Genomic DNA, 17,953 nt, shown 5'->3' on the forward strand with positions numbered 1-17,953 from the left:
GGTTTCCTCCCGATCGGGCATTTCTTCTTTGGCGGCCACGTCTTTTGCGCGGCGGGCATCACTATAGCGCGGCGCCCTGCATGGGCCGCAATGGCGCCGTGCGCGGCGGGGGTATGCCGTATACGCGGCTTTCGGTCATACTCGGTGCAATCAAGAGCGATGGGAGGAAACGGCATGTCCAAAAACGACGCGCCAGCGAACGATTCGGTGACCTTCGCGGTCAGCCACCCCGATCCGGCGGACTTCAAGCGCGACGGGCTGCGGCCCTTCTTCGAATACCGCGACCTGGGCATCCGCGCCGCCACGGCGGGCAAGGCGAACGCCCACGTCATCCGCGCCCGTCCCGGCGAGCCGTCGCACGGCGGCTGGCACCGGCACGCGCTGGATTTCCAGATGGTCTACGTGCTGAAGGGCTGGGTGAGGTTCGCTTACGAAGGCGTGGGGGAGGTGCTGCTGCAGGCCGGTTCCTGCGTGCACCAGCCGCCGGGCATCCGGCATGTCGAGATCGCGCATTCCGACGATCTGGAGATGCTGGAGATCACGCTTCCCGCCGACTTCCCGACCGAGGGCGCCGAACCGCCCACCGCCGACTGACGCCGCGGCATCCGCCAAAAAAGTGCCGGTCGCACCCGTCGTGAAAACGACGGTGCGGCCGGCCAGATGCTTTGGAGGAATCGCCGCCATGGCCACAGGGAACGACGCGGCCACGGGACGCTTCGCTGCAAAGGAAAGCAATGCCCGTGCCAGCGCTCGGGCGGGCTCCCGAGAGCCGGTTTTCCGCGCCTTTGGGGAGGGCCTCCGGACCGCACCTGTCTGGAAGACTGGACAGGTGCCCGGAACGCCGGACAGGCGGCTGGGCGCCGCTGTTCTGGCATGTTGGGCGCGTCGGAGGTATTAGGACGGGTTGCTGCGGCGTGATGAGGATGCGGACGGGATGCCCGAGGTCGAGATCTCCCGCGAGGACACGGGGCAGGCGGCGGTGTTCGAGGCGTCGCCCTCCAGCGTGCCGCCCCAGCGCTTCGCCCATCTGCTCTACGCGGCGATCCTGCTGGCCGGCTTCGTCGTGGTCGCCGAGCTGACCCTGGAGCCGGCGGCCTCCATGCTGCGCTGGCTGGGCATGCTGTGCGCGATCCCGCTTCTGCTGATGTGGGTGATCACGCTTCTGCGGGCGGCAAGGCGCAGCGCCGTCCGGCTGGTCGTGGCGCCGGAGGGGCTGACCGCCCATGGGCAGCTGATCCCGCACAACACCATCCGCGGCGTGGCGCTCTACCCGCCGCAGGGCAAGCGCCCGCTGTTCGTGGCGCGCATCCAGACGATGACCCCGCAGCAGCACGAACGCGAGCTGGCGCTGGCCGGCGGGGATGTGGACATGGAAGAGGAGAAGCCGGGAAAGGGGCGGCGTCCGCGCGCCGGCTACCGGCTGCTTCTGCTGCGCCGGAACCATCTGCCGGCGCTGATCCTGGTGCGCGGCCTCACCCTTTCGGGCGGCGAGACGCTGATGGCCGGGCTGGCCGCGGAACTGCGCCGCCACAGCCGGCCAGGCTGACAGTCCTCAGGATCTTTTTCGGCGCGCGGGCAAGCGCCCCTCCCGCCGCGGGGCGGGAGAGGACCGCGCTGGAGAGACGCCGGAAAGACGTGGCTCAGCGACGGGCCGTCGGGGCTGCCGGCAGGTCTTCTTCCAGGATGACGACGTGCAGGGCGTAGGAAACCTCACCCTCGTCCACGTCGCGGTGCAGGGTGCCGACGAACTCGTCGCCCAGCATGACCTCTGCGGACTGGCCGGCCTTCTCGGGCGGCTGGATGATGATCTTGTCGTTGCCGAGCGTCTTGCGCAGATAGGTCTGCACACGGGCGATTTCGGTTTCGGTCATCTTGGCGACCGTCGGCTTGGCGGGCGGCATGGCATGATCCCTGTGTTGTCGAAGGGGTCATATAGAAACCTTTCGGGCAAAGGGAAAGCACAACATCGCCCCGGATCGCGCATTCGCCGCGCGGCCCGCCGCAGGCCCCGTCTTTCTTGCGGATGGCCATGCCCCCGCCTGTGGGAAGCCCTTAGCCGGTTTTGTCCTCTTGTTCCGGGTGGCGCGGCCAAATACTGGACGGATTGGAACGTGTGAGCGTCCTCGCTCCGCCGTCCGGTGACCATGGCATGGGGTGACCATGGCTGCGCGCCTTCGCCGTTTCGTCTCCTGCCGCTTCGTCCTGGCGATCACCGCCGGCCTGCTGCTGGCCGTGGCGGCGTGGGTGGCGCCCGGTCTGGCGGCGACCGCGCCGGAGCAGCGCATCGCGCTCGTCATCGGCGTCGGCGCCTACCGCCACGCCACGGAACTGCCCAACCCGCGCAACGACGCCCGCGCCATGTCGGCGGCCCTGCGCAAGCTGGGCTTCGCGGTGGAGGAGCGCTACGACCTCGACAACCGCGGCATGGCCGAGGCGCTTCGCGGTTTCGGCATCCAGGCGGCGCAGGCCGACGTGGCGCTGCTCTATTTCGCCGGCCATGGCATGCAGGTCGGCGGCACCAACTTCCTGATCCCCGCCGACGCCCGGCTGGAGCGCGAGCGCGATCTGGTCTACGAGGCGCTGCCGCTGAACCTGCCGATGGGCGAGCTGGCCCAGGCGCGCAAGCTGGGCATCCTGATCCTGGACGCCTGCCGCAACAACCCCTTCGCCGACCGGCTGGTGCGGTCCGGGACCAAGCGGACGGAGGTGCATTCCGGCTTCGCCCGCGTGGACGACACGCCGACCGACACGCTGGTCGCCATGGCGACCCGCGCCGACGCGGTGGCCGAGGACGGACAGGGCGACCACAGCCCCTACACCGCGTCGCTGCTGAAGAATTTCGAGGTGCCGGGGCTGGAACTGAGCCTGTTCTTCCGCCGGGTGCGCGACGACGTGATGCAGATCACCCAGGGCCGGCAGGAGCCGTTCCTCTATGGCTCGCTGGGGGCCGCCCCCTTCTACTTCAACCCGCTGCCGGAGAACCGCCCGCCGCAGCTCGCCGACTTCAAGACCCTGGAGGTGTTCGACCGCGGCGGGACGGAGGGGCTCGGCATCGCGCGGCCCAGCGACCCCGACAACGACCAGCTCTTCGCCCAGGTGACCGGCCTGCCGCGCGGCGGCGGGGTGCGCATCGGCGACCGGGTGGTGCTGATCGGCGACTATCTGACGCTCGACCAGCTCACCGCCGCGACCTTCCGGGCCGACGCCACCCATCTCGGCGACGCCGGCAGCTTCGAGTTCGCGGTGATGGACGGGCGCGGCGGGGTGGCGCGCGGCGCCGTGCCGATCCTCATCAAGCCGAGCAACCGCCCGCCGGTCGCCGTCGCCGAGCGCAGCGTTCGCGCCGTGGTCAACAGCCTGCGGCTGGAGGTTCCCACCGACCCGGACGGCGACCCGCTGACCTTCACCGTCAGCGCCGTCCCGGAGCGCGGCAAGGTCCGCGACGGCACCACGCCGCTGAAGCCGGGCGACCGGCTGGCGCCGGAGCGGCTGACCGCCCTGACCTTCGATCCGGAGCGCGCGCCGGCGGGCCGCGCCGGGGTGTTCAGCGTGCTGGTCGAGGACGGGCGCGGCGGGCGGACGACGATGAGCGCGCTCCTGGAGGTGGAGGAGGCCGGCGCCGCCCCGCCGCAGGCCGATCTGGAGGAGTCGCTGTGGCGCCGCGTGCGCGACAGCCGCGACGCCGACGCGCTGGACGCCTTCCTGCGGCTGTTCGGCACCGGTCCCTTCGCCGCCCCGGCGCGGGACCGGCTGAACCGGTTGCGCGCCGAATCGGCCAAGGTCGCGGCGGCCGCCTCGGCGGGCGGGGCGGGGAACAGCGGGGCGTCGAGTGGTGCGGGGAATGGGCCGGGCAACGGGGCGTCCGGCGGCAAGGCGTCTCCACCGCCCGAACTCCAGCTCGACACCGCCGGGGAGGGGATGTACGTGGCCGTCGCCGACGCGGAGCTGCGCGCCGGGCCGGACGCGCGGTCGGAGCGGGTCGGCGCCCTCGCCAAGGACGGCGCGGTGCGGGTGCTGGGCCGGGTGGCCGACGCCGACTGGTACCGGGTGGCCCTGGATGACGGCGCGCAGGGCGGCGTGCAGGGCTTCGTCCGCGGTCCAGCGCTGCGCCCCGCCGGGCCGGAGGACCGTCAGCGGCTGGCGCTCGCCGCACCGGTCCAGCCGGGGGGCTCGCAGGGGCGGGCGCAGGGCAACGGCAGCAGTTTCCAGGATTGCCCGGAATGCCCGCCGATGATGCGCATTCCCGCCGGCAGCTTCGTCATGGGCAGCGAGCGTGGCGACCCCAGCCAGCGCCCGCCCCACCGCGTCACCTTCGCCAAACCCTTCGCCATCGGTGTCTACGAGGTGACCGTCGCCAACTGGCGGGCCTGCGTGGAGGGAGGCGGCTGTGCCGCCATGCCGCGGATGCGCAATCCCTCCGACGACACGCCGGTCCACAACATCCATGTCGAGGACGCGCTGGCCTACACCGAGTGGCTCAGCCGCAAGACCGGCCAGCGCTACCGCCTGCCGAGCGAGGCCGAGTGGGAGTATGCGGCGCGCGGCGGCAGCGCGGCGCGCTTCGCCTGGGGGGACAGCCTGACGCCGGGGGCGCGGCTGGCCAATTGCCGCGATTGCGGCGGCGGCGCCGACCGCTCCCTGCCGGCGGCGGTCGGCAGTTTCCAGCCCAACGCCTTCGGTCTCTATGACACCAGCGGCGGCGTGGCGGAGTGGGTCGTCGACTGCTGGAACCCCGGCTACAAGGGCGCCCCGACGGACGGCAGCGCCTGGACGGAGGGCGATTGCCGCAAGCGGGTGCTGCGCGGCGGTTCCTGGCGGGACGGGCAGGACGCCATCGCCGTCACCGCCCGCATCGGCTACGACGCCGACGTGCGCTATTTCGCCGACGGGCTGCGGGTGGCCCGCGACCTGAACTGACTCCGCTCCCGTTCGTTGGTGGGACGCACCGTCTGCGGAAGGGACCGCGGCGCCCCCGAAATTGCAGAAATTGGTGCTGGGCCAATGCGCTAGACTTGGCCGTTCAAGGCTTGTCGATCCGCGGACCGGACGGCCCGAAAACGGGAGGCCGGCGGCCGCTTCGACCAAAATCATTACAGCCGCCGCGGCCCGGGACTCCCTAAAGGGGTGGTCAAAGAGAAAATCAGGTGGAGGGTATCGACGTGTTGCGCTGGCCCCGGAGCGCCGTTTGGAAAGTTGCGCTGGTCCTGGTGACGGCGAACGTTGCCTTTGCCCCCCTGGCGTTCGCCGACGACAGGCGCGTCGCGCTGGTGATCGGCAACGCGCAGTACCAGGAGGGCGGTCCGGCCGCCGGGGTGGGCGCCAACGCCGCGGTCGTCGCCGACGCGCTGCGCCGCGCCGGCTTCACCGTCACCGCCGCCGAGAACCTCGACCACCGCGGCATGGTCGCGGCGCTGAGCCGGTTCCAGGACGCGCTGGGGCAGGCCGACCTGGGCTTCCTCTATTACTCCGGCGTGGCGCTGAGCTTGTCGGCCAAGGGCTTCCTGGTGCCGGTGGACGCCAGGCCCGGCTCCGAATACGACGTGATCTTCGACACCATCGAGCTGGACTACGCGCTGAAGGAGATCCAGCGCAGCGGGCGCAAGGCCGTCGCCGTGTTCGACCCGGTGCCCTCCCACCCGCTGGCCGACAAGCTGGCCTCCGCGATGGGCGAGGAGGGGCGGTCCGTGAAGCCGGCGCTGGCGGCTCCGGCGGCGCTCGACAACCTGTTCGTCGTCTACTCGCACCGGCCCGGCACGCCGCCCGCGACGGCGGCCGGCAAGGGGGCGGACTCCTTCTCCACCGCCCTGGCGCAGGAGATGGTCAAGCCGGGCGTGCCGCTGCGCGACGCGCTGGCCGAGGTCGCCCGCACCGTCGTCGGACGCACCCGCGGGACGCAGCATCCCTGGCTCCAGGACCGGTTGGGCACGGACCTCGTGCTGGTCCCCGGCCCGCGCGCGCCGTCCGCTCCCCTCGTCGCCCGGACGGAGGAGGCGCCTCCCGCCGAACCGAAGTCTGTCGAATCCAAGCCAATCGAATCCAAGCCAATCGAACCCAAGCCGCTGCCGCAGAAGCCGGAAGAGAAGCCGGCGGCCCCGGCGGTCGCCGAGGTCGAGGTGGACCCGCTGAACGAGAAGCGGGTGGTGACGCGCGACACCAACCTGCGCGCCGGTCCCGACACCAAGGCGGCGGTCGTCGGCACGCTGCGCCACGACAGCGAGGTTACGGTCACCGGGCGGACCCGCCGGAACGGCGGCTGGCTGCGCGTCGAGCAGGATGGCAAGACCGGCTTCGCCTTCGCCAGCAACCTCGCCAAGCCGGAGGAGGTGCCTGTGGCCTCCGCCCAGCCGCCGGCGCAGCTCCAGCAACCGCCCCAAACCCAGCAATCTCAGCCCGCGGCGTTGACGCCGGGCGTCTACACGGTGGCGCGCGACGCCAACCTGTTCGCCCGCCCGGTGCTGGGCGCCCGCAGCCTGCGCGATCTGGAACAGGGGCAGCGGGTGACGCTGCTCCAGGCCGCCCCCGATTCCGGTTGGGTGTTGGTGCGGGATTCGTCGGGTCAGGAGGGCTATGTCACCACCGGGACGCTGGCGGGCCGGTCGGGCGAGGCGGTGTCCATGGGTGGTGCGGCGGGCGGTGCGGCGCCCAGCGCCTACCCGCCGCCCACGGTGGTCCGCAACGACGTCGATCCAGTGGCCGGCGCGCTGTCGGGAACGACCGGCCCGACGAGGCTGGCCGCTCTTCCCGAGGGCGGCGGGGAGAGCGCCGCGGGGCGCTCCACATCGGGCGCGGACCCGGCCCTTGCCGGGCTGGCCGAACCCTACCGCGACGCCGTGCAGGCGGGCCGCAACGCCGCCGCCCGCGCGTCGCGTTCCGCCACCGCCGGGCGCGGGGCCGAGGCGAAGGCGCGCGAGGCCCAGGCCGCCGCCCGCCGCGCCGCCGGTCAGGCCCGCGGCGGGGAGTCGGGCTACGGGGTGCACCGCTTCCCCAACGGCGACGTCTATGAGGGGTCGTGGAACCGCGGGCTGGGCAACTTCGCCTTCCAGGGCACGATCAGCCGGAACGGCGTCGGCGTCTACCGCTTCGCCAACGGTCAGGTCTATGAGGGGGAGTGGAAGGACGACCAGATGTCCGGCTACGGTGTTCTGGGCTTCCCGTCCGGCGACCGCTTCGAGGGCACCTTCGTGAACGCCGTACCGAACGGGCCGGGTGTCTACCGCTTCGCCAACGGCGACTCCTACACGGGCGAGGTCCGTCAGGGTCGGGTGGACGGCCATGGCGAGCTGGCCTTCACCAACGGCGAGCGGTTCAACGGGGTGGTGGTGGACCGCCTTCCGGCGGGGCCGGGTGAGTTGTCGATGCGCGGCGGCACCCGCCATGTCGGGCAGTTCCGCGGCGGCATCCAGGACGGTCCGGGAGCGGCCATCGACTCCACCGGCGCGATGCAGCCCGGCATCTGGCGCGGCGCGACGCTGTTGAGCCGCTGAATTCCCAGCCCTCTCCCCTCCGCTCACGCGCAAACTTCGTTTGCGCTGACGCGACAGGCGGACCGAAGGTCCGCCGAAAGCGGGGAGAGGGTGCCCGCGAAGCGGGCGGTGAGGGGGGTGCCCATGGCGGTACGTCCGGCAAACGCGCAACCCCCTCACCCTAACCCTCTCCCCGGAGGGGAGAGGGGACTTCATAGGCAATGAGCCTGCCGGGAGAGGGAAGGCGTCTTTCCGTTTCGGCTGATATGCTCCACATTGGAACGCATTGCGGCTCGCCCTCCGGCCGCGCCATGCGAGGACCGGCCTGGATGGACACGCTGACCGACCCGAAGAAGACCGTTTCCGCGACCAAGCCGGCCAAGTCTGTCGGAGATAAATCCGTCCCGGCCAAGCCGGGCAAACCCGCGAAGGTCACCCGAGACCCGGAGGGCACCCGCGCCCGCATCCTCGCCGCCGCGACGGAGGAGTTCGCGCGTTACGGGCTGGGCGGCGCCCGCGTGGAGCGGATCGCCGAGGTCGCCGGCACCAACAAGCGCATGCTCTACTACCATGTCGGCAACAAGGAGAGCCTGTATCTGGCGGTGCTGGAGGGCGCCTACGCGCACATCCGCGCCACCGAACGCACGCTGAGCCTGGAGACTCTGGACCCGCCCGCGGCGATCGCCCGGCTGATCCATTTCACCTGGCAGTATTTCCTGGACCATCCCGAGTTCATGGCGCTGCTGAACATCGAGAACCTGCACCGGGCGGAGCTGCTGAAGACCTCCGACAAGGTGCACGCCATGCACTCGCCCTTCGTGCAGATGATCGCCGACGTGCTGGCGCGCGGCGTCGCCACCGGGATCTTCCGGGCCGGGGTGGACCCGGTGCAGCTCTACATCTCCATCGCCGGGCAGTCGTACTTCTACCTGTCCAACGTCCACACCCTGTCGGTCATCTTCGGCCGCGACTTGCTGGCCGAGGAGGCCAAGGCGGAGCGGCTGGACCATATGGTGGAGCTGATCCTGTCGTCGCTGCGGGCGTGATCCGGCAGGTGGTTTCATCATGAATAATCCGCATGCCTGACCATCTGTCCTACCTCTTTGGCAGGGTTGACCGCCTTGCCGCGCCGGGCTTACTTTTAACCAGCCGGTTAAAAGAGCGCCTCACGTCGGCGCCGCAACGACCGGGGGAGGAGGAGCGATGGCTGTCGATGCGGCGGCTCACGGGAATGCGTCCCGTGGCGGTCCCGCTTCGGGAACGGCGACGCGCAAGGCTGGGGCGGGTGCCTCGCTGCTGCGTCTGCTCAATTCCGGCTGGTTCCGGCCGGTGCTGTTCCTGGTGGTCCTGACCGTCCTGTGGGACCTGTCGGTGCGGATCTTCGCGATCCCGCCCTATCTGATACCGAAACCGGGCGACGTGGCCTTGGCGCTCGCCGCGGACTGGGACCAGCTTCTGGCGGCGTCGGTGCCGACCACGCTGGCGACGCTGGGCGGCTTCGCCCTGTCGGTGCTGTTCGGCATTCCCATCGCCATGCTGATCGCCGGGTCGAAGACGGTGGAATCCTACGTCTACCCGCTGCTGGTCTTCTCGCAGTCGATCCCGAAGGTCGCCATCGCGCCGCTGTTCGTGGTGTGGTTCGGCTTCGGGCTGCTGCCCAAGGTGATCTCCGCCTTCCTGCTGGCTTTCTTCCCCATCGTCGTGTCGGCGGTGCAGGGCTTCAAGTCGGTGGACGGCGACATGATGGACCTCGCCAAGTCCATGAAGGCGACGCGCCTTCAGACCTTCCGCATGGTCAGCCTGCCGCACGCCCTGCCGGCCATCTTCGCCGGCCTGAAGGTGTCGATCACGCTGGCCGTGGTGGGCGCCGTGGTGGGCGAGTTCGTCGGGGCGAATTCCGGCATCGGCTTCGTCCTGCAGCGCTCCATCGGCAACTTCGAACTTCCCCTGATGTTCGCGGCCCTGGTGGTGCTGGCGCTGATCGGGGTGGTGCTTTTCTGGGTCATCGACGTGATCGAGCGGCTCGCCATCCCCTGGCACGCGAGCCAACGCCACAACTACATCCCGACGTCGTAACGCCGACAACAAAACCAACAGCGACGCCGGACACTTTTCGGGAGGAGACGAGATGAAACGGACGCTCTTCGCGGCGCTCTGCGCCCTCACGGCCACGACGCTTCCGGCCCAGGCCGCGGACAAGGTCGTGCTGATGCTGAACTGGTACGTGTATGGCGAGCACGCCCCTTTCTACTACGGCAAGGACAAGGGCCTGTACGAGGCCGAGGGCATCGACCTGGAGATCCAGGAGGGCCGCGGGTCGGCGGTGACGACCCAGGCGGTGGCCGCGAAGACCGTCGATTTCGGCTACGTCGACGTGCCGACCATGATGAAGGCGGCGGTGAAGGGCGCCCCGGTCACCTCGCCCGGCGTGCTGCTCCAGACCAGCCCGATGTCGGCCATGGGCTTCACCGACAAGAACATCCGCAAGCCCGAGGATATCAAGGGCAAGACCGTCGCCATGACGCCGGGCGACAGCATGTCCCAGATCTGGCCGCTGTTCCTGAAGAAGACCGGCCTGAAGGACAGCGACTTCCGCGTCGTGTCGGGCGACGCCCAGACCAAGCTGAACGCCGTCATCAACGGGCAGGCGGACCTGCTGCTGGGCTACGTCATGGACCAGAGCATGAAGATCAAGGACGCCACCGGCAAGTCGGTGACGCCGATCCGCTTCGCCGACTACGGCGTCAACATGGTCTCCTCCGGCATCATCGCCCACACCGAGACGCTGAAGGACAAGCCGGACCTCGTGAAGCGCTTCATGGCCGCGACGACCAAGGCGGTCGAGGGGGCGGAGAAGAACCCGAAGGAGGCCGTGGCCGCCATCCTCAAGGCCAACCCCAAGGGCGGCCAGGAAGCCACCCTGCTGGAGGGCTTCGAGCTGACCACGCCGCTCTACCGCACGGCGGAGACCAAGGGGCAGCGGCCCTTCCGCGTCACCGACGCCAACATGGCCGAGACCGTGGACCTGCTGGTCGAGTACGGCGGACTGGACGCCGCGGCGAAGAAGAACCCGAAGGCCTTCTACACCCGCGATTTCCTCCCCGATCCCGCCGCGGCGGGCCAGTGAGGCCGGACGGACAGGAGAGCAGGGACATGGCTCAGCCCCAGTTGAAAGTCGTCGGATCGGCCGAAACGGCCCGCCTGTCGCAAAAGACCCTGATCCAGATCGACGGCGTGACCAAGACCTACCGCAGCCGCGACGGGGAGGTGCCGTCCCTGCGCCCGATCACCTTCGACGTGCGGGACGGCGAGTTCCTGGTGGTGGTCGGCCCGTCCGGCTGCGGCAAGTCCACGCTGCTGAAGCTGGTCGCCGGCCTGCTGCCGGTCAGCGAGGGCGCCATCACCATCGAAGGCACCACGGTGACCGAGCCGCACGACGACGTGGGCATCGTGTTCCAGAGCCCGGTGCTGCTCGCCTGGCGGACGGTGCTGCGCAACATCATGATGCCGGTCGAGGTCCGCGGCCTGCCGCGCGACAAGTACCTGGAGCGCGCCCGTGCGCTGATCCGCATGACCGGGCTGGAGGGGTTCGAGAACAAGTACCCCTGGCAGCTCTCCGGCGGCATGCAGCAGCGCGCCTCGCTGTGCCGGGCGCTGGTCCACGACCCGAAGATCCTGCTGATGGACGAGCCGTTCGGCGCGCTCGACGCCATGACGCGGGAGAAGATGAACGTCGAGCTGCAACGCATCCAGCACGAGACGGGCAAGACCGTCCTGCTGATCACCCACTCCATCCCGGAGGCGGTGTTCCTGGCCGACCGGGTGATGGTGATGTCGGAGCGTCCCGGCGCCATCGCCGCGACCTACGAGGTGCCGCTGCCCCGCCCGCGCTCGCTGGACGTGATGGGCCACCCGGTCTTCATCGAGCTGACCCAGCGCATCCGGGCGCATTTCAACGCCCAAGGGCATCTGGACTGAGGGGGCGGTGATGGCGAAGGACTTCCCCCACCCTGACCCTCCCCCGCTGGGCGGGGGAGGGGAATTGTCCCTCCCCCGCCCAGCGGGGGAGGGAAGGGGCCCGCGAAGCGGGAAGGGTGGGGGCATCGCACCCCTCCTCACCATCCGCGCCATCGAGCTTTATGAACGCCCCGTCCGCTTCGTGAAGCCCTTCCGCTTCGGCAGCGTGACGGTGGAGGCGGCCCCCCAAGCCTTCGTCCGCGCCCTGGTCCATGTGGCCGGCGTCGGCGAGGCGTGGGGCGGCACCGCCGAGATGATGATGCCGAAGTGGTTCGACAAACGCCCGGACCGCAGTCCGGACGAGACGGTGGACGGCCTGCGCCGCTCCCTGCGCCTCGCCCGCGACGCCTACCGGACGGACCGCGCCGACACCGCCTTCGGCCACCATGTCGCGGCTTACGAGACGCAACGGGCGGCCTGCCGCGCCGCCGGGCTGCCCGACCTGACCGCCGCCTATGGGCCGGCGCTGATCGACAAGGCGGTGCTGGACGGGCTGCTGCGGGTTCTGGATACCGATTTCTTCTCCGGCATGCGGGACAACCGCGCCGGGATCGACGCGCGGCTGACGCCCGATCTGGCGGGGTTCGACCTGGACGGTTTCCTCGCCGGGCTGGAGCCACGGGCCTCCGTGGCGCTTCGCCACACGGTCGGGCTGCTCGACGAGCCGGAGGCCCTGCGCGTCCTGCTGGCGCGGGAGCGGCTGGGCCGCTTCAAGATCAAGCTGGGCGGCGACCCGGTGGCCGATCTGGCGCGGCTGGCCGCGATCGCCGGCGTGCTCGACGCGGCGGCGGGCGACTATCGCGCCACGCTGGACGGCAACGAACAATACGCGGACGCCTCCGCGCTCGACGCCTTCGTGGCCGGGCTGGAGCGCGACCCGGCGCTGGAGGGGTTCCGCGGGCGCCTGCTCTACATCGAGCAGCCGGTGGCGCGGGAGCGCGCGCTGGAGGCGCCGCTGGGCGCGGCGGCCGGGCGCATCCCCTTCATCATCGACGAGTCCGACGACGGCTACAACGCCTTCCCGCGCGCCCGCGCCGCCGGCTACCGCGGCGTGTCGTCCAAGTCCTGCAAGGGGCTCTACAAGGCCATCCTCAACCGGGCGCGCTGCGACGCCTGGGGGGCACCGCACTTCGTCGCCGCGGAGGATCTGACCTGTCAGGCCGGGCTGGCGGTGCAGCAGGACACGGCGTTGGTCGCGCTGCTCGGCATCGCCGACGCGGAGCGCAACGGGCACCAGTACGGAAACGGCTTCGACGGAGCGCCGGAGGCCGACGCCTTCCTCGACGCGCATCCCGGCTTCTACACCCGGCGGGACGGCGTTGTCCGCCTCGCCACGGCGGGCGGCAGCCTGCCGACCGAAACCCTGGCCGTCCCCGGCTTCGCCAGCGCGGCGCAGCCCCGGTGGGACCGCCTGTCCCCTCTACAGAACGAATAATCCCCTAGGGAGTCCCCGACATGAGCACGAAGCGCCTTGGTATCATCATGCATGGCGTGACCGGCCGCATGGGCATGAACCAGCACCTGATCCGGTCGATCCTCGCCATCCGGGCGCAAGGCGGCGTCACGCTGTCCGACGGGTCCCGCGTCATGCCGGACCCCATCCTGGTCGGGCGCAACGCCGAGAAGATCCGCGAACTGGCCCAGCGCCACGGCGTCGAGCGCTGGACCGACAATCTGGAATCGGCCCTGGCGAACCCGGACGACACGATCTTCTTCGACGCCGGCACCACCCAGATGCGCCCGACGCTGCTGGAAGCGGCGATCCGCGCCGGCAAGCACGTCTATTGCGAGAAGCCCATCGCCACCAACCTGGAGGAGGCGCTGCGCGTCGTCCGGCTGGCCGAGGAGGCCGGGGTGAAGAACGGCACCGTGCAGGACAAGCTGTTCCTGCCCGGCCTGCAGAAGCTGAAGATGCTGCGCGACAGCGGTTTCTTCGGAAAGATCCTCTCGGTGCGCGGCGAGTTCGGCTATTGGGTGTTCGAGGGCGACTGGCAGCCGGCGCAGCGCCCCTCCTGGAACTACCGCGAGGAGGACGGCGGCGGCATCATCCTCGACATGGTCTGCCACTGGCGCTACGTGCTCGACAACCTGTTCGGGCAGGTCAAGAGCGTGTCCTGCCTGGGCGCCATCCACATCCCGGAACGCTGGGACGAGCAGGGCAAGCGCTATCAGGCCACCGCCGACGACGCGGCCTATGCCACCTTCGAGCTGGAGGGCGGCGTCATCGCCCACATCAACTCCTCCTGGGCGACGCGGGTGTACCGCGACGATCTGGTGACCTTCCAGGTGGACGGCACCCACGGCTCGGCCGTCGCGGGCCTGAGCGACTGCGTGATCCAGCCGCGCCAGGGCACGCCGCGCCCGGTGTGGAACCCGGACCAGAAGCAGACCATGGACTTCTACGCGACGTGGCAGCCGGTGCCCGACAACCAGCCGACCGACAACGGCTTCAAGACGCAGTGGGAATCCTTCATCCGCCATGTCGTCGAGGACGCCCCCTTCGACCACGGCCTGATCGAGGGCGCCAAGGGCGTGCAGCTCGTCGAGGCCGCGCTGAAGAGCTGGAAGGAGCGTCGCTGGGTCGACGTTCCCTCGCTGACCGCCTGACCGGAGACTCCGTCCATGGCACTGACCATCAAGCTGCCGCGCGCCGACCGCTCGCTGGAAAGCTACGAGGTCGCCCCGGCGCGGGGCTTCCCCGCCCGCACCGACCGGCCCTTGAACCGCGTGGCCTACGCCGCCGCGCACATGGTGGCCGATCCGCTGGCCGACAACGACCCCTGGCTGACCCCGGCCATCGACTGGGACCGGACCATCGCCTTCCGCGAGCATCTGTGGGACCTCGGCTTCGGCGTCGCCGAGGCGATGGACACCGCGCAGCGCGGCATGGGGCTGGACTGGAACGCCTCGCTGGATCTGATCCGGCGCTCCCTGACCGCGGCGAAGGCGCGCGGCAACGCGCTGATCGCCTGCGGGGCCGGCACCGACCATCTGGCGCCGGAGGACGCCCGCTCGCTCGACGACGTGATCCGCGCCTATGAGACGCAGGTCGCCGCGGTCGAGGATCTCGGCGGGCGGGTGATCCTGATGGCCTCCCGAGCGCTCGCCCGCGTGGCCAAAGGGCCGGATGACTATGTCCGCGTCTACAGCCGCATCCTCTCCCAGGTGCGCCAGCCGGTGATCATCCACTGGCTGGGCGACATGTTCGACCCGGCGCTGGCCGGTTACTGGGGAACCAACGACTTCCCGGTGGCGCTCGACACGGCGGTCGGAATCATCAACGACTTCGCGGCCAAGGTGGACGGGGTGAAGATCTCCCTGCTCGACAAGGACAAGGAGATCGTCATGCGCCGCCGCCTGGTCCCTGGCGTGCGCATGTACACCGGCGACGACTTCAACTACGCGGAGCTGATCGCCGGCGACGCGGAGGGTCATTCCGACGCTCTGCTGGGCATCTTCGACGCCATCGCCCCGGCGGCGGCGGCGGCGCTCGCCGAGCTGGCGGCGGGCGAGGAGGGGCGTTTCCACGAGATTCTGGAGCCGACCGTCCCGCTGTCCCGCCACGTCTTCAAGGCGCCGACCCGCTTCTACAAGACCGGGGTGGTCTTCATGGCCTACCTGAACGGCCACCAGGACCATTTCACGATGATCGGCGGGCAGGAGGGCACGCGCTCCACCCAGCATCTGGCGGAGATCTTCCGGCTGGCCGACAAGGCCGGGCTGCTGCGCGACCCGGAAGAGGCGGTGTGGCGCATGGCCGACGTCCTGGCCGTGCGCGGCATCGAGGCGGTGTGAGCGCCAGCCCCTCTCCCCCCTGGGAAGAGGGGGGCGCCGAAGGCGCCGGGTGAGGGGGTTCTCGGGGGACCGGACGCTCAGGCATCGCGGGCCCCCCTCACCCTGACCCTCTCCCCAGGGGGGAGAGGGGACGAGAATGATGGGAGATTCCAGATCATGCGCGACTTCTCCGGCGATCATCGCTGGCTGTCCATCAACACGGCCACGGTGCGCAAGCAGGGCGACCTTCTGCAGATCTTCGACGCCTGCGCCCGTCAGGGCATCCGCGCCGTCTCCCCTTGGCGGGACCAGGTGGCCGCGGTGGGGCTGGACCGCGCCGCGCGGGCCGTGAAGGAGTTGGGGCTGCAACTGTCCGGCTATTGCCGCGGCGGCATGTTCCCCGCCGATCCCGACCGCCGCGCCGAGGTCCGCGACGACAACCGCCGCGCGGTGGACGAGGCGGTGGCGCTGGGCGCGCCCTGCCTCGTGCTGGTGGTCGGCGGGCTGCCGCAATTCTCCCGCCCCGGCTCCCCGCCGTCCAAGGACATCGCGCTGGCCCGCGCCCAGGTGGAGGACGGCATCGCCGAACTGCTGGAGCACGCCCGAAGCGCCGGGATGCCGCTCGCCATCGAGCCGCTGCACCCCATGTACGCCGCCGACCGCGCCTGCGTGAACACGATGGGCCAGGCGCTCGACCTTTGTGACCGGCTGGACCCGCAGGGAACCGGAGCGCTGGGAGTGGCGTTGGACGTGTACCACGTCTGGTGGGACCCGGAACTGGAGGCGCAGGTCCGCCGGGCGGGCCGGAGCCGCCTGTGTGCCTTCCATGTGTGCGATTGGCTGGTGCCGACCGCCGACCTGCTGGAGGATCGCGGCATGATGGGCGACGGAATGATTGATATACCAATGATCCGTGGATGGGTGGAAGCCGCGGGATTCCAGGGCTATTCCGAGGTCGAAATATTCTCGCGCCGCTGGTGGGCACGACCTTTGGATGAGGTGCTGTCGGTCTGTGTCGAACGGCATCGGTCTTCGGTGTGAGGCGCCGCCTAAAAACAAGTCAATCCGGCAGAAATGAGCAAAATTTGAGCATTAAACGGAGGCATGCATAATTCGTAAGCGAATGCTGGGCTGTGACGCGCTGCGGATTCCCTGATCCGGCCCTTCGGCGGCGCGTCGTGGCATCACATTTGCGAAGGACACCCCCGGGCGCCTGAGGCGGGCGCCAGACCAAAGAACGGGGGGTATTCACAATGTTCAAGTCGGGGTTCACGTCGGGCTTCAAGACCGGTCGCACCCTTGCGGCGGCCGCCGGTCTTGCCGTCACGTTCGCCGCGGGCTTCGCCGCCCCGGCGTCGGCCCAGGACACCATCAAGGTCGGCATCCTCCATTCCCTGTCGGGCACCATGGCGATCAGCGAGACCACGCTGAAGGACGTCATGCTGATGCTCATCGAAGAGCAGAACAAGAAGGGCGGCGTTCTCGGCAAGAAGCTGGAGCCGGTCGTCGTCGATCCCGCCTCCAACTGGCCCCTGTTCGCCGAGAAGGCGCGCGAGCTGATCAGCAAGGACAAGGTGGCCGCGGTGTTCGGCTGCTGGACCTCGGTCAGCCGCAAGTCCGTCCTGCCGGTGTTCGAGGAGCTGAACAGCATCCTGTTCTACCCGGTGCAGTATGAGGGCGAGGAGTCCTCGCGCAACGTCTTCTACACCGGCGCCGCCCCGAACCAGCAGGCGATCCCCGCCGTCGACTATCTGGCGGAGAAGGAAGGCGTGCAGCGCTGGGTGCTGGCCGGCACCGACTACGTCTACCCGCGCACGACCAACAAGATCCTGGAAACCTACCTGAAGTCCAAGGGCGTGAAGTCCGAGGACATCATGATCAACTACACGCCGTTCGGCCATGCCGACTGGCAGAACATCGTCGCCGACATCAAGAAGTTCGGCTCCGCCGGCAAGAAGACCGCCGTCGTCTCGACCATCAACGGCGACGCCAACGTCCCCTTCTACAAGGAACTGGGCAACCAGGGCGTCAAGGCGCAGGACATCCCGGTCGTCGCCTTCTCCGTGGGTGAGGAGGAGCTGGCCGGCATCGATACCAAGCCGCTGGTCGGGCATCTCGCCGCCTGGAACTACTTCATGTCGGTGGACACGGCGGAGAACAGCGACTTCATCAAGAAGTGGCAGGCCTTCACCAAGAACGACAAGCGCGTCACCAACGATCCGATGGAGGCCCACTACATCGGCTTCAACATGTGGGTGAAGGCGGTCGAGAAGGCCGGCACCATCGACAGCAACGCCGTGATCGACAGCCTCGTCGGCGTCGCCGTGCCGAACCTGACCGGCGGCTATTCGGCCATGCTGCCGAACCACCACATCACCAAGCCGGTGCTGATCGGCGAGGTGCAGGAGAACGGCCAGTTCGAGACCGTCTCCAAGACGCCGGGCCTCGTGGCCGGCGACGAGTGGTCGGACTTCCTGCCGGACAGCAAGGACCTGATCTCCGACTGGCGCGCCCCGATGTCCTGCGGCAACTTCAACGTGAAGACCGGCAAGTGCGGCGGCAAGGGGTCGTGAGGACCGTCTGAACGCCTTTCGGTAACTGTCCTGCGTGATGCCCCCTCCCTGACCCTCCCCCGCTGGGCGGGGGAGGGGACTATGGCTCCCTCTCCCGCCCAGCGGGGGAGGGAAGGGGCCCGCGAA

14 protein-coding genes are annotated in these 17,953 nt (G+C 69.7%); 13 read left to right on the forward strand and 1 reads right to left on the reverse strand.

Annotation, left to right across the window (positions count from 1 at the left end):
- Nucleotides 1-174 precede the first annotated feature (174 nt).
- The gene (locus TSH58p_RS14990) at nucleotides 175-594 is read left to right on the forward strand and encodes a cupin domain-containing protein (RefSeq protein ID WP_109067768.1); all 420 of its coding nucleotides are present in this window, start codon (nucleotides 175-177) and stop codon (nucleotides 592-594) included.
- 340 nt (nucleotides 595-934) lie between these two features.
- Nucleotides 935-1,546, forward strand: coding sequence for a hypothetical protein (locus tag TSH58p_RS14995; protein ID WP_109067767.1), 612 nt, complete (start codon nucleotides 935-937; stop codon nucleotides 1,544-1,546).
- Nucleotides 1,547-1,640: 94 nt separating this feature from the next.
- Here TSH58p_RS14995 and TSH58p_RS15000 read toward each other — a convergent pair whose 3' ends face one another.
- Nucleotides 1,641-1,901 carry a DUF3126 family protein gene (locus tag TSH58p_RS15000; RefSeq protein WP_094306360.1) on the reverse strand — a complete coding sequence of 87 codons (261 nt, stop codon included), beginning with the start codon at nucleotides 1,899-1,901 and terminating at the stop codon, nucleotides 1,641-1,643.
- A 259-nt stretch (nucleotides 1,902-2,160) separates the two neighbouring features.
- On the opposite strand from TSH58p_RS15000, the gene TSH58p_RS15005 reads away from it, so the two are divergent.
- The 11 genes from TSH58p_RS15005 to urtA all read left to right on the forward strand — a co-directional run bounded on the left by TSH58p_RS15005 (nucleotide 2,161) and on the right by urtA (nucleotide 17,827).
- Nucleotides 2,161-4,917, forward strand: a complete 2,757-nt coding sequence (locus TSH58p_RS15005) for an SUMF1/EgtB/PvdO family nonheme iron enzyme (protein WP_109067766.1) — start codon at nucleotides 2,161-2,163, stop codon at nucleotides 4,915-4,917.
- 290 nt (nucleotides 4,918-5,207) lie between these two features.
- Entirely contained in the window at nucleotides 5,208-7,484 is a 2,277-nt protein-coding gene (locus TSH58p_RS15010; RefSeq protein WP_158282542.1) for an SH3 domain-containing protein, read from the forward strand.
- A gap of 308 nt (nucleotides 7,485-7,792) precedes the next feature.
- On the forward strand, nucleotides 7,793-8,509 hold the full coding sequence (locus TSH58p_RS15020; RefSeq protein ID WP_109067764.1) for a TetR/AcrR family transcriptional regulator: 717 nt from the start codon (nucleotides 7,793-7,795) through the stop codon (nucleotides 8,507-8,509).
- 157 nt (nucleotides 8,510-8,666) lie between these two features.
- Complete coding sequence (locus tag TSH58p_RS15025; RefSeq protein ID WP_199230000.1) at nucleotides 8,667-9,539, forward strand: ABC transporter permease; 873 nt, start codon at nucleotides 8,667-8,669, stop codon at nucleotides 9,537-9,539.
- A 52-nt stretch (nucleotides 9,540-9,591) separates the two neighbouring features.
- The gene (locus TSH58p_RS15030; protein WP_035675146.1) at nucleotides 9,592-10,590 is read left to right on the forward strand and encodes an ABC transporter substrate-binding protein; all 999 of its coding nucleotides are present in this window, start codon (nucleotides 9,592-9,594) and stop codon (nucleotides 10,588-10,590) included.
- 26 nt (nucleotides 10,591-10,616) lie between these two features.
- Nucleotides 10,617-11,441, forward strand: a complete 825-nt coding sequence (locus tag TSH58p_RS15035) for an ABC transporter ATP-binding protein (protein WP_035675144.1) — start codon at nucleotides 10,617-10,619, stop codon at nucleotides 11,439-11,441.
- A gap of 181 nt (nucleotides 11,442-11,622) precedes the next feature.
- Nucleotides 11,623-12,915 carry a hypothetical protein gene (locus tag TSH58p_RS15040; RefSeq protein ID WP_109067763.1) on the forward strand — a complete coding sequence of 431 codons (1,293 nt, stop codon included), beginning with the start codon at nucleotides 11,623-11,625 and terminating at the stop codon, nucleotides 12,913-12,915.
- Between the two features lie 20 nt (nucleotides 12,916-12,935).
- Nucleotides 12,936-14,087, forward strand: coding sequence for a Gfo/Idh/MocA family protein (locus TSH58p_RS15045; RefSeq protein ID WP_109067762.1), 1,152 nt, complete (start codon nucleotides 12,936-12,938; stop codon nucleotides 14,085-14,087).
- 15 nt (nucleotides 14,088-14,102) lie between these two features.
- The gene (locus TSH58p_RS15050) at nucleotides 14,103-15,275 is read left to right on the forward strand and encodes a dihydrodipicolinate synthase family protein (RefSeq protein WP_109067761.1); all 1,173 of its coding nucleotides are present in this window, start codon (nucleotides 14,103-14,105) and stop codon (nucleotides 15,273-15,275) included.
- 156 nt (nucleotides 15,276-15,431) lie between these two features.
- A complete protein-coding gene (locus TSH58p_RS15055; RefSeq protein WP_109067760.1) occupies nucleotides 15,432-16,295 on the forward strand; it encodes a sugar phosphate isomerase/epimerase in 864 nt (287 codons plus the stop codon).
- Between the two features lie 212 nt (nucleotides 16,296-16,507).
- Nucleotides 16,508-17,827 (forward strand): urea ABC transporter substrate-binding protein, encoded by a 1,320-nt coding sequence (urtA, locus tag TSH58p_RS15060; protein WP_109067759.1) that lies wholly within the window; start codon nucleotides 16,508-16,510, stop codon nucleotides 17,825-17,827.
- Nucleotides 17,828-17,953: the final 126 nt, after the last annotated feature.

It is taken from the genome of Azospirillum sp. TSH58 (genome assembly GCF_003119115.1).
Lineage (GTDB): Bacteria > Pseudomonadota > Alphaproteobacteria > Azospirillales > Azospirillaceae > Azospirillum.